Origin of the sequence: Shinella sp., assembly GCF_049651085.1 — a bacterium.
Taxonomy (GTDB): domain Bacteria; phylum Pseudomonadota; class Alphaproteobacteria; order Rhizobiales; family Rhizobiaceae; genus Shinella.
On record NZ_JBASBL010000016.1, the window covers coordinates 123,608 to 136,468 of the forward strand.

Sequence of the window (12,861 nt, forward strand, 5' to 3'; positions counted from 1 at the left end):
TCTGCGGTTGGACGGTCACGTCTCGGACAGCGTCAGTTCTGCGACGAAATCGTAGGCGTCGCCGCGATAGATGGAGCGGGTGAATTCTACCACCCGGCCGGTACGAAGATAGGAGATGCGTTCTATGGAAAGCCCCGCAGCGCCGGCGGGGACGCCAAGCATGGCCGCGTCCGGATCCTTCATGTTGTAGGCGGAGATGCGCTGCACCGCGCGCACCGGCCGGCAGCCGTGCTTTTCCAGTGCGGCATAGAGCGAATCCTGCACTTTCTGCGGATCGGGCAGGAACTCGGCGGAGATGCAGGCGCGCTCGATGGCCAGCGGCATGTCGTCGGCGACGCGCAGGCGACCGAGCCGTGCCACGAGTGCGTCGGCTGGCAGGCCGAGCATCATCATCTCGTCAGGCGAGGGATGGAACAGGCCGCGATCGAGCCATTCGGCGCGGGTGGTAAGGCCGCGTCGCGCCATGTCCTCGGTGAAGGAGGTGAGGCGGGAAAGCGACTGCTGCACCTTGGAAACGGGTTTGGCGACGAAGGTGCCGGACCCGTGGCGGCGCACCAGAAGGCCGTCCTTGACGAGATCGTCGACGGCCTTGCGCACGGTGACGCGGCTGACATTGGCGTGGTCGGCAAGGTCGCGTTCGGCCGGCAAGGCATCGCCGTAATTGAGCTTGCCGGAGGTGATCGCGTCTTCGAGTGTCTGGCGAAGTTTCAGATAGAGCGGACCGGGTACGCCCGACTGCAGACCTTCCGGGGTCAGGATGGCGGCAAGGGGCGTGGTCATGCGGCAGCTCCCTTTCTTTGCCGGTGGCCCTTGGCGGCAAGCGCCACAGCGCCCGTCAGCGCATCGGCCTCGGCTACCACCAGTATCGCGCGGTGCCGTTCGGAAAGCCATTCGGGATAGATCGTGGCAAGGCCGCCGAGAAGGCACAGGCGCTGTGCCCCGGCGAGTGCCATGATGGCGTCGAGGGATTCGTTTACCGTTGCCGCGCCTGCCTTGACGATGGCGATCGCCTGCGGATCTCCCCGGCGCGCGTGATCGAAAAGAAGCGGGGCGAAGCGGCCGAAATCGCCCGGCTTGGAAAGGCGGGCGAACTCGACGATGCCGCGCGGATCGCCCTTGAATTCATCCAGTATGGCGTCCGTCACGCCGGAACGCGGGCGCACGCCGTCATGGGCAAGAAGCGCCTCCTGCAGGAGCGCATGGCCGAGCCGCGCGCCGCCGCCGAGATCCCCGACGGTAAAGCCCCAGCCGCCGATATAGCGGACAGTATTGTCCTTGCGCGCCATGAAGATGGAGCCGGTGCCGAGGATCGCCACTGCGCCGTCTTCGTCGCCGATCGCGCCCTGGAGGGCGATCAGGCCGTCGGAATCGATATCCGTGTGGCGGAAGGGCAGGCGGTCGTGCACGTAGCGGGTAAGGTCGCCGACATTGGTGCCGGCAAGGCCGAGAAAGGCAGAGGCGCCGGAGACGCCGGCATCGTCGAGCCCGGCATCGCGAAAAGCGGCCTTCGCCGCCTCCGTGATGGAGATGATCGCATTGTTGGGGTCGGTCAGGATATTGGCCGCGCCGCTCTTGCCGCGGCCGAGAATGACGCCGTCCGGGTCTGCGACCGCCGCGCGGCAACTGGTTCCGCCGCCATCGATACCGAGAATGTAATCCGTCATGGCCACCTCCACTTAAAACGATACCAAAAAAATACCAATAACCAAGGGGTATGGTGGTGCTGAAAATCAGCTTTCTTTTATATTGTTGATTTTATGAGATAAAAATATCTGCAACCAAAAAAGTGGTCTCAAAAGTTAATTCCCTATGGACAAGTGGTATTTTTTTGGCATTAATTTGGTGCAGAGGAGAAGTGACGATGGCTGGAGGCAAGACCGAGGGCAGGCATGATCAGGCGAGCGGGCTGGACAAACGTCCGCCTGTCGACGTGCTGAGAGTGCTTGCGGATGGACAGAAGGCCGCGGCCGCCGTGGTCGATGCTGCGCTTGGCGATATCGCCGCCGCCGCACGTCTTGCCGCCGATGCGCTGCTTTCCGGCGGCCGCCTCGTCTATGTCGGCGCCGGCAGTTCCGGCCTGATGGCCATGGCCGACGCGCTTGAGCTTCCGGGCACCTATGGCATTGTCCATGATCGCATTGTCATCCTTCTGGCCGGTGGGGCTGCAAGCCTCCAGGACCTGGCCGGCGGGTATGAAGACGACCGCGATCTTGCCCTCGGCGATGCTTCCGCAGTTTCCATCGATGCGCGTGACTGTGTGATCGCCGTTTCGGCGAGCGGCAGCACGCCCTATGCGCTGGCCATTTCGTCCTATGCGAAGGAGAAGGGCGCGCGCGTCGTGGCGCTTGCCAACAATCCGGGGGCGGCGCTTTTCGAGGGGGCCGACGTTTCGATCCTGCTGGCGACGCCGCCGGAGGTCATCTCCGGCTCGACGCGCATGGGCGCCGGCACGGCGCAGAAGATCGCCTTCAACATGTTCTCGACGCTTGTCGGCATCCATCTTGGCCATGTGCACGATGGTCACATGGTCAATCTCAAGACCGACAATATCAAGTTGAAGAGGCGGGCTTGCCGCATCGTCTGCGACATTTCCGGCGTCGGCCTGGACGAGGCGGAGCGCCTTCTTGCGCGCTCCGAAGGTTCGGTCAAGACGGCGGTTCTGCTGGCTGCGGGGGTTCAGGACGCCGGTGCCGCGCAGGAGGCGCTGGACCGGTCGGGGCAAAGCCTGCGCCGAGCACTTGAAGCTCTCGGATAAACAGATCTCAAAACGCGCTGCGGCGCATAAAAGGGGAGAATGACATGACACGCAACGCAATCAAGGGCTTGCTCCTTGCCACCAGCATCCTCGGCACGGCCGGGCTGGCCCAGGCACAGGAAGTCACGCTGACCGTCGAAAGCTGGCGCAATGACGACCTGTCCATCTGGCAGGAAAAGATCATCCCGGCCTTCGAAGCGAAGAACCCGGGCATCAAGGTCGTCTTCGCGCCGACCGCGCCGACCGAATACAACGCCGCGCTGAACGCCAAGCTCGATGCCGGCTCCGCAGGCGACCTCATCACCTGCCGTCCGTTCGACGCCTCGCTCGAACTCTTCAACAAGGGCCACCTTGCCGGCCTGAACGACCTGCCGGGCATTGAGAACTTCTCCGACGTTGCCAAGTCCGCCTGGACGACGGACGACGGCGCGACGGCGTTCTGCGTGCCGATGGCTTCGGTCATCCACGGCTTCATCTACAACAAGGACGCCTTCGACCAGCTCGGCGTGACTGTCCCGACGACGGAAGCCGAATTCTTCGCCGCGCTCGAAAAGATCAAGGCCGACGGCAACTACATCCCGATGGCCATGGGCACGAAGGATCTCTGGGAAGCCGCGACCATGGGCTACCAGAATATCGGCCCGACCTACTGGAAGGGCGAGGAAGGCCGCAAGGCGCTGATCAAGGGCGAGCAGAAGCTGACCGACGAGGGCTGGGTCGAACCCTATCGCGTTCTGGCCAAGTGGAAGGACTATCTCGGCGACGGCTTCGAGGCGCAGACCTATCCGGACAGCCAGAACCTCTTCACGCTCGGCCGCGCCGCGATCTTCCCGGCGGGTTCGTGGGAAATCGGCCTGTTCAACACGCAGGCCCAGTTCAAGATGGGCGCCTTCCCGCCGCCGGTGAAGAATGCCGGCGACACCTGCTACATCTCGGACCACAACGACATCGGCATCGGCCTCAACCCCAAGAGCGCCAATTCCGAAGCCGCCAAGAAGTTCCTGACCTTCGTCACTTCGCCGGAATTTGCCGACATCTACGCCAACTCGCTGCCGGGCTTCTTCAGCCTGAACTCGACGGCCGTGAAGATGCAGGATCCGCTGGCGCAGGAATTCGTCTCCTGGCGTGAAAAGTGCCAGCCGACGATCCGCTCGACCTACCAGATCCTGTCGCGCGGCACGCCGAACCTGGAAAACGAGACCTGGACGGAATCGGCCAACGTCATCAACGGCACCGACACGCCGGAAGTGGCTGGCGAAAAGCTCCAGAAGGGCCTCGACAGCTGGTACAAGCCGGCGAAGTAAGCCTCGGCTTCGGCTGTTGAATTCTGCTTGAGGAGCGGGTGTTTGCCCGCTCCGGTCCTCTCCCCGGCCAAATCGGGGGGAGGAGCCTGCGGCGGTGCGGCTCGATGATGCAAGGCGCGCCTGCCACAAACCTCTGCGTCCCGGTGGACAGAGGTCGCCGAAGGGCAAATTCGGGGAGCGACCCCGTTACTATTGTGTATGCTGAACCTGTCATGTGCGGCTGGGCCGCCGCACAAGGCGTTCGCGCATGCGAACCTGAGAACAACAACCGGACAGGGCAGGCTGGGCCATGAGCGATATTCCTTCTTCCCATGAGGCGATACGACCGATCAAGCGGGCGACACGTTGGCATATCGGCGTTTTCCTGCTGCCGGCCGTGCTCGTCTATTCGACGGTCATGATCCTGCCGCTCATCGAAACCCTGCGCCTGTCGCTGTTCAACGTCGTGGACGGCCAGTCGACCTTCGTGGGCCTCGGCAACTTCAAGGTGCTGTTCGGCGACGAGCGCTGGGCCGTGGATTTCTGGAATGCGCTGAAGAACAACTTCATCTTCTTCGTCATCCACATGCTGGTGCAGAATCCGATCGGGGTGGCGCTTGCCGCGATGCTCTCGCTTCCCAAGCTGCGCTTTGCCGCCGCCTACCGCACGGCCATCTTCCTGCCGACGCTGCTGTCCTTCGTGATCGTCGGCTTCATCTGGAAGCTGATCCTGTCGCCGATCTGGGGCGTCTCGCCCTATCTGATGGACCTCGTAGGCCTCAAGTCGTTCTTCTCGCCGTGGCTCGGCAAGCCGAACTCGGCGCTGATCGCCGTGTCGCTGATCTCGGTCTGGCAATATGTCGGCATTCCGATGATGCTGATCTATGCGGCGCTGCTCAATATCCCGGAAGAGGTGGTCGAGGCCGCCGAATGCGACGGCGTGACCGGCTGGAGCCAGTTCTGGAAGATCAAGCTGCCGCTGATCCTTCCCGCCATCGGCATCATCTCGATCCTGACCTTCGTCGGCAACTTCAACGCCTTCGACCTGGTCTACACCGTGCAGGGCGCGCTTGCCGGACCGGACAAGTCGACGGATATCCTCGGCACGCTGCTCTACCGCACCTTCTTCGGTTTCCAGCTTCAGCTCGGCGACCGCTCGATGGGCGCGACGATCGCGACGGTCATGTTCCTCATCATCCTCGCCGGCGTGTCGCTCTATCTCTTTGTCATCCAGCGGCGCATGCGTCGCTACCAGTTCTGATCGGGAGGGTCCGACATGGCTCAAGCACGCAATTCGCTCACCCGCACCGGGCTCGTGCACCTCGCGCTGACCGCCTATGCGCTGGTCGCGCTCTTCCCGGTGTTCCTGACGATCATCAACTCGATGAAGGATCGCAACGCGATCTTCCGAAACCCGATGCAGCTTCCGTCGCCCAAGACCTTCGATCTGGTTGGCTACTATACGGTGCTGGGGCAGGGGGACTTCGCAAGCTACTTTCAGAACAGCTTCATCGTCACGGTGGCTTCCATCACGCTGGTTCTGTTGTTCGGCGCCATGGCCGCCTTCGCGCTCTCTGAATACCGCTTCCGCGGCAACATGCTGATGGGACTCTACCTTGCCATCGGCATCATGATCCCGATCCGTCTCGGTACGGTCGCCATCCTCCAGGGCATGGTGGCGACGGGGCTCGTCAACACGCTGACGGCGCTGGTGCTTGTCTATACGGCGCAGGGCATCCCGCTCGCCGTCTTCATCCTGTCGGAATTCATGCGGACCGTTTCCGACGACCTCAAGAATGCCGGTCGAATCGACGGGCTCTCTGAATACTCGATCTTCTTCCGGCTCGTGCTGCCCCTGGTCCGCCCGGCCATGGCGACGGTCGCTGTCTTCACCATGATCCCGATCTGGAACGATCTGTGGTTCCCGCTGATCCTGGCGCCGGGCGAGGCGACCAAGACGGTCACGCTGGGCTCGCAGATCTTCATCGGCCAGTTTGTCACCAACTGGAATGCGGTGCTCGCGGCTCTCTCGCTGGCCATCCTTCCGGTCCTCGTCCTCTACCTCGTCTTCTCGCGGCAACTGATCCGCGGCATCACCTCGGGAGCTGTAAAGTGAACTCTGCCATGACCCCCATCCGTGTCCTCTCCGCCGGCCTCGGCAACATGGGCAGGAGCCATGCGCTCGCCTATCACGAAAATCCCGGCTTCGAGATCGCCGGGCTCGTCAACCGCTCGGAGGTCCCGCTGCCGGCGGGGCTGGAAGGCTACGAGATCCTTCCGTCCTTTCCGGAGGCGCTCAAGGAGTTGAAGCCCGACCTCTGCTCGATCAACACCTATTCGGACAGCCATGCCGAATTTGCGATCGCGGCCATGGAAGCGGGCGCGCATGTCTTCGTGGAAAAGCCGCTGGCGACGACGGTCGCCGATGCCGAGCGGGTGGTCGCCTGCGCCAGGGCGAACGGCCGCAAGCTCATCGTCGGCTATATCCTGCGCCATCATCCCTCGTGGATGCGGCTCATCGAGGAGGCGCGCAAGCTCGGCGGGCCCTATGTGTTCCGCATGAACCTGAATCAGCAGTCGAGCGGGCCGACCTGGGCGACCCACAAGGCGCTGATGCAGACGACGCCGCCGATCGTCGATTGCGGCGTGCACTATGTCGACGTGATGTGCCAGATCACCGATGCCAAGCCCGTCGAGGTGCGTGGCATGGGGCTTCGCCTGTCGAACGAGATTGCGCCGGACATGTACAATTACGGCCATCTCCAGGTGATGTTCGACGATGGATCGCTTGGCTGGTACGAGGCGGCCTGGGGCCCGATGATCTCGGAAACGGCCTTCTTCGTGAAGGATGTGATGTCGCCCAACGGTGCGGTTTCGATCGTCATGGATCCGAACGCCAAGTCGGACGACATCGACACCCACACCAAGACGGCGGTCATCCGCCTGCACAATGCGGCCACCGGCCCCGACGGCAAGTTCCTGTCGCCGGACGAGGACCTGAAGATGGCTGGCGAACCCGGTCATCAGGAACTCTGCGACCGGGAGCAGGCCTTCGTGCTGAAGGCAATCCGTGAGGATATCGACCTCTCGCGGCACATGGACGATGCGGTGCAGTCGCTGAAGATCTGCCTCGCAGCCGATGAAAGTGTCAGAACCGGCCAGCCGGTCAAGCTTTAAGGGGATATCGGGTGGGCTCTCTTCAACTTAAATCCGTACGCAAGTCCTTCGGCTCGGTCGATGTCATCAAGGGCATCGATCTCGAGGTGAAGGACGGCGAGTTCGTGATCTTCGTCGGCCCCTCGGGCTGCGGGAAGTCAACGCTGCTGCGCATCATCGCGGGTCTCGAGGACGCGACCTCCGGCTCGATCGCCATCGACGGGACGGAAGTCGCAACCGTTCCGCCGGCCAAGCGCGGCATCGCCATGGTGTTCCAGTCCTACGCGCTCTATCCGCACCTGTCGGTCAAGGACAATATGGGGCTCGGCCTCAAGCAGGCCGGAACGCCGAAGGCGCAGATCGAGCAGCGGGTCGGCAAGGCCTCGTCCATGCTTTCGCTCGAAAAGTACCTTGCCCGCCGGCCGGCCGAGCTTTCCGGCGGCCAGCGCCAGCGCGTCGCCATCGGCCGCGCCATCGTGCGCGAACCCAAGCTCTTTCTCTTCGACGAGCCGCTGTCCAACCTCGATGCGGCGCTGCGCGTCAACACGCGTCTGGAAATCGCCCGGCTGCACCGCGAGCTGAAGGCGACCATGGTGTACGTCACGCACGACCAGGTCGAGGCTATGACGCTGGCGGACAAGATCGTGGTGCTCGATGCTGGCGTCATCCAGCAGGTCGGCTCGCCGATGGAGCTCTACAATCGTCCTGCGAACCTGTTCGTCGCCGGCTTCATCGGATCGCCGAGCATGAATTTCATCGATGCCGAACGCCTCGGCGTCGCCGATGCGAAGACGGTCGGCGTGCGTCCGGAGCACCTGGCATTGTCGCGGGACGGCGGGGAATGGCAGGGCAAGGTCGTGCATGTCGAGCACCTTGGCGCCGACACCATCGTCTATCTCGAATCGGAAAAAGTCGGGTTGATCACGGTCCGCCTGTTCGGCGAACACCACTATGCGGTGGACGACGTGGTCTTCGCCACGCCGGCGCAGGGCCAGACGCATCATTTCGATTCAAATGGTCGTGCAATACGTTGAGGCCCCTCATCACAATTCTGTGATGAGTGAGGATTGCGGCATTCCCAGCCGTGCTCTACGATTGTCAAACATCAGGAACTAACATACAGCCTTGTTTGTATGTTGCGATGCGGTGGTCACTCGATCACCGCATCGACTCATTTTCAGCACCATGTCGGTCTCCCGCCGGCACTGCCTATGGAAGAACCCATGCGTTTCAACAGACCGATTACGATTGCGACCTTTGGCGCCCTTCTGATCCTCGCCGGCTGCCAGGACGAACAGGCGCAGCAGGGCGGCGGAGCTTTCCCGCCACCGCAAGTGGCCGTCATCACCGCCAAGGCCGAGAACGTGCCGATCACCAACGACCTGCCGGGCCGCATCGCCGCGACCCGTACGGCGGAAGTCCGCCCACGGGCTACGGGGATCGTCATCGAGCGGGTCTTCCAGCAGGGCTCGCAGGTCAAGGAAGGCGATATTCTCTATCGCATCGACCCCGCGCCGTTCCAGGTACTGGTCGATAGCGCGGAAGCCACGCTGCGCCGCGCCAAGGCCGTACAGGCCCAGGCGAAGAACGACACGGTGCGCCAGGAGCAACTGAAGAAGTCGAACGTCGCCTCCGCGCAGGCCTATGACGACGCCATCGCCAAGCTGGCGCAGGCCGATGCCGATGTCGCGATCGCCGAAGCGGGTCTCGCCACGGCCAAGCTCAATCTCCAGTACACCGAAGTGAGAGCGCCGATCAGCGGCCGCATCGGCCGGGCCCTCATCACCGAAGGTGCGCTGGTTTCGGCGAACGGTACAGAAAACCTCGCCACGATCCAGCAGCTCGACCCTGTTTATGCCGACTTCACGCAGTCGGCGACGGACCTCATGCGCCTGCGCAAGGCGCTGGAGGACGGCGACCTGATGGCTGACAACAATTCCGCCGACGTCAAGCTGATGCTCGACGACGGTACCGCCTATCCGCATCCGGGCAAGCTGCTCTTCTCGGAAGCCGCCGTCGACGAGACGACCGGCCAGGTGACGCTGCGCGGCGAATTCCCCAACCCGGACGGCGATCTTCTGCCGGGCATGTATGTGCGCGTTCAGATCGAGCAGGGCATCGAGAAGGGCGCTGTTCTGGTGCCGCAGCAGGCCGTGCAGCGTGACGCTTCGGGCAACGCTCTGGTCTACCTCGTTTCCGCCGACAACAAGGCGGGTGCCCGCCCTGTGCGCGTTGGCCGCGCTTCCGGTACGCGCTGGGTTATCACCGATGGCCTGAAGGACGGCGAGACGATCATCGTCGAAGGCTTCCAGAAGGTTCAGCCGGGCGGCGAAGTCGTTCCGACCGCATGGGACCCGAATGCCGTCGCCAATGCCGCCAAGCAGCCCGCCGAAGGCGGCGCGGCGCAAGCCGGCACGGACGCCAAGGCTGAAGGCGGGGAGGGCGCTGCGCAGACCGGCGAAGCCGGCAAGGTCGAAGGTGGCGATGATGCCGCCAAGACCGAGCAGGCAAAGTAAGGATCTGAACGATGCCCAGTTTTTTCATCGACAGGCCGATTTTTGCCTGGGTGGTCGCGATCTTCATCATGATCGCCGGCGCCATATCCATCCCGCTTCTGCCGATATCGCAGTATCCGAACGTTGCTCCGCCCCAGATTTCGGTTTCGACTTCCTATTCCGGTGCGTCTTCCCAGGATACCTACCAGAGCGTCACCAAGCTCATCGAGGATGAGCTGAACGGTGTCGACGGCATGCTCTACTTCGAATCGACTTCGAGTGCTTCCGGCTCTGCGGATATCAACATCACCTTTGCGCCGGGCACCGATCCGTCGCAGGCCTCGGTCGACGTGCAGAACCGCATCAGCCGCGTCGAACCGCGTCTGCCGGACTCCGTTCGCCGCCAAGGCGTTCAGGTCGAGGAAGCCGGTTCCGGCTTCCTTCTGATCGTGTCGCTGACCTCCACCGACGGTTCGATGGACGCCATCAGCCTCGGCGACTACCTCAACCGCAACATTCTTTCGGAAATCCAGCGCGTACCCGGTGTCGGCCGTGCGCAGCTCTTCGCGACCCAGCGCTCCATGCGCGTCTGGCTGGATCCGGCCAAGATGCTCGGCCTCAATCTGACGGCTGCGGACGTGACTGCTGCTGTTCAGGCACAGAACGCGCAGATCGCAGCCGGCAGCATCGGCGCGCAGCCGAATCCGATCACCCAGCAGATTGCGGCCCCTGTTAACATCAAGGGACAGCTGACGACGCCGGAAGAATTCGGCGCCATCGTTCTGCGTGCCAATCCGGACGGCTCTGCCGTGCGCCTGCGCGATGTCGCGCGGGTGGAAGTCGGTGGCGAGAGCTATGCCTTCTCGACGCGCCTCAACGGCCAGCCTTCCGCCGCGATCGGCGTGCAGCTTTCGCCGAGCGGCAACGCCATGGAGACATCCGATGCCATCAAGGCGCGTATGGACGAACTGGCGAAGTTCTTCCCGGCGGGCCTGGAATACTCGATCCCCTATGACACCTCGCCCTTCGTGAAGGTGTCGATCGAGAAGGTTCTGCACACGCTGCTCGAAGCCATCGGCCTCGTGTTCCTCGTGATGTTCCTGTTCCTGCAGAATATCCGCTACACGATCATCCCGACGCTTGTCGTGCCGGTCGCGCTGCTCGGCACCTGTGCCGTCATGCTCGCGATGGGATTCTCGATCAACGTCCTGACCATGTTCGCCATGGTGCTCGCCATCGGTATTCTCGTCGACGATGCGATCATCGTGGTCGAGAACGTCGAGCGCATCATGTCGGAAGAGGGGCTGCCGCCGAAGGAGGCGACCCGCAAGGCAATGAAGCAGATCACCGGCGCCGTCATCGGCATCACGCTGGTGCTCGCCTCGGTGTTCATCCCGATGGGCTTCTTCCCCGGCGCGGTCGGCGTCATCTACCAGCAGTTCTCGCTGACGATGGTGGTCTCGATCCTGTTCTCGGCCTTCCTTGCCCTGTCGCTGACCCCGGCTCTTGCCGGCAGCTTCCTGAAGCAGGTCCAGAAGGGACATCACCAGACCAAGCGGGGCTTCTTCGGCTGGTTCAACCGCGGTTTCGACAAGACGTCGAGAAACTACAGCGGAAGCGTCAGCTGGCTCCTTCGCCGTACCGGTCGCGTCATGGTAATCTACCTGGCGATCCTGGCTGGCCTCGGCTACATGTTCATCAAGCTGCCATCCTCGTTCTTGCCGGATGAAGACCAGGGCTTCGTCATCGTCATGATGCAGCTTCCCTCGGAAGCGACCGGCCACCGCACGGACGAAGTGCTTTCGCAGACCGAAAAGATCTTCGGTCAGGAGCCCAAGGTCGACACGATCGTCGGCATCAACGGCTTCTCGTTCTTCGGTGCGGGCCAGAATGCCGGCCTCGCCTTCGTGACGCTGAAGGACTGGTCCGAACGCGGACCGGAAGATTCCGCTCAGTCCATCGCAGGCCGTGCCACCATGGCGATGAGCCAGATCAAGGATGCGATCAGCTTCGCGCTGTCGCCGCCGCCGATCCAGGGCCTTGGCACGACGGGCGGTTTCTCCTTCCGTCTGCAGGACCGTGGCGGACTCGGGGCCGAGGCGCTTGCCAGCGCGCGTGACCAGCTTCTCGGCCTTGCGGCCCAGAGCAATGTCGTGGCGGGCGTACGCGTCGAAGGCATGCCGGATGCGGCGCAGGTCAACATCGTGATCGATCGCGAGAAGGCCAATACCTTTGGCGTGACCTTCGCCGAGATCAATTCGGCGATCTCGACCAACCTCGGCTCGACCTATGTCAACGACTTCCCGAACGCCGGGCGCATGCAGCGCGTGACCGTTCAGGCGGATCAGGCAGAGCGCATGCAGGTGGCCGATCTGCTCAACCTCAACGTCCGCAATTCCAAGGGCGGCATGGTGCCGATCTCGGCCTTTGCCACGGCGGAATGGGTGAAGGCGCCCACGCAGACGGTGGGCTACAACGGCTATCCCTCCATTCGCTTCAGCGGCGATACGAAGCCGGGCTTCTCCTCGGGTGACGCGATCACCGAGATGGAGCGCCTTGCCTCGCAGCTTCCGCCGGGCTTCGGCTACGAATGGACGGGCCAGTCGCTGCAGGAAATCCAGTCCGGTTCGCAGGCGCCGATCCTCGTCGGCCTCTCGATCCTCCTGGTGTTCCTGTGCCTTGCGGCGCTCTATGAAAGCTGGTCGATCCCGTTCGCGGTCATCCTCGTGGTGCCGCTCGGCGTGATCGGTGCCGTCCTTGCGGTGACGATGCGTGACATGTCGAACGACGTCTACTTCAAGGTGGGCCTGATCGCGATCATCGGTCTATCGGCGAAGAACGCGATCCTGATCATCGAGTTTGCCAAGGAACTGATGGAGGACGGCCGGTCGCTCATCGATGCGACCATCGAGGCCTGCCACCTTCGCTTCCGCCCGATCCTGATGACCTCGCTTGCCTTCACGCTCGGCGTTCTGCCGCTCGTGATCGCCACGGGCGCAAGCTCGGGCAGCCAGCGCGCCATCGGCACCGGCGTCATGGGCGGTATGATCACCGCCACCGTGCTCGCCATCTTCTTCGTGCCGGTCTTCTTCGTCTTCGTGATGAGGCTGTTCGGCTACGGCAGAAAAAAAGAGGTGCCGGTTCCGGCTGAAAGCGCGGCAGAGTAAGCCGC

The 12,861-nt window shown here is 63.0% G+C and carries 10 protein-coding genes; 8 read left to right on the top strand and 2 right to left on the bottom strand.

The genetic code is table 11. From position 1 onward, the window contains the following. Positions 1 to 15: 15 nt before the first annotated feature. A complete protein-coding gene (locus tag WA950_RS09360; protein ID WP_424551440.1) occupies positions 16 to 780 on the bottom strand; it encodes a GntR family transcriptional regulator in 765 nt (254 codons plus the stop codon). Continuing rightward, positions 777 to 1,664, bottom strand: a complete 888-nt coding sequence (locus WA950_RS09365; protein WP_424551441.1) for a BadF/BadG/BcrA/BcrD ATPase family protein — start codon at positions 1,662 to 1,664, stop codon at positions 777 to 779. Before WA950_RS09365 ends, WA950_RS09360 begins: the two co-directional genes overlap by 4 nt. Before the next feature lie 197 nt (positions 1,665 to 1,861). Between WA950_RS09365 and WA950_RS09370 the strand changes: the two genes are divergently transcribed. The 8 genes from WA950_RS09370 to WA950_RS09405 all read left to right on the top strand — a co-directional run bounded on the left by WA950_RS09370 (position 1,862) and on the right by WA950_RS09405 (position 12,856). After that, the gene (locus tag WA950_RS09370; protein WP_424551442.1) at positions 1,862 to 2,755 is read left to right on the top strand and encodes an N-acetylmuramic acid 6-phosphate etherase; all 894 of its coding nucleotides are present in this window, start codon (positions 1,862 to 1,864) and stop codon (positions 2,753 to 2,755) included. Positions 2,756 to 2,799: 44 nt separating this feature from the next. Then, positions 2,800 to 4,059: an ABC transporter substrate-binding protein gene (locus WA950_RS09375; RefSeq protein WP_424551443.1), complete on the top strand. Its 1,260-nt coding sequence runs from the start codon at positions 2,800 to 2,802 to the stop codon at positions 4,057 to 4,059. 289 nt (positions 4,060 to 4,348) lie between these two features. Next, positions 4,349 to 5,299: a carbohydrate ABC transporter permease gene (locus WA950_RS09380; RefSeq protein WP_424551444.1), complete on the top strand. Its 951-nt coding sequence runs from the start codon at positions 4,349 to 4,351 to the stop codon at positions 5,297 to 5,299. A 15-nt stretch (positions 5,300 to 5,314) separates the two neighbouring features. Further along, positions 5,315 to 6,154, top strand: coding sequence for a carbohydrate ABC transporter permease (locus WA950_RS09385; protein WP_424551445.1), 840 nt, complete (start codon positions 5,315 to 5,317; stop codon positions 6,152 to 6,154). Beyond that, positions 6,151 to 7,215 carry a Gfo/Idh/MocA family protein gene (locus WA950_RS09390; protein ID WP_424551446.1) on the top strand — a complete coding sequence of 355 codons (1,065 nt, stop codon included), beginning with the start codon at positions 6,151 to 6,153 and terminating at the stop codon, positions 7,213 to 7,215. Before WA950_RS09385 ends, WA950_RS09390 begins: the two co-directional genes overlap by 4 nt. A gap of 11 nt (positions 7,216 to 7,226) precedes the next feature. Then, positions 7,227 to 8,228, top strand: a complete 1,002-nt coding sequence (locus WA950_RS09395; RefSeq protein WP_424551447.1) for an ABC transporter ATP-binding protein — start codon at positions 7,227 to 7,229, stop codon at positions 8,226 to 8,228. A 177-nt stretch (positions 8,229 to 8,405) separates the two neighbouring features. Then, a complete protein-coding gene (locus tag WA950_RS09400; protein WP_424551448.1) occupies positions 8,406 to 9,710 on the top strand; it encodes an efflux RND transporter periplasmic adaptor subunit in 1,305 nt (434 codons plus the stop codon). Between the two features lie 11 nt (positions 9,711 to 9,721). Beyond that, on the top strand, positions 9,722 to 12,856 hold the full coding sequence (locus WA950_RS09405; protein ID WP_424551449.1) for a multidrug efflux RND transporter permease subunit: 3,135 nt from the start codon (positions 9,722 to 9,724) through the stop codon (positions 12,854 to 12,856). The last annotated feature ends 5 nt before the right edge of the window (positions 12,857 to 12,861 follow it).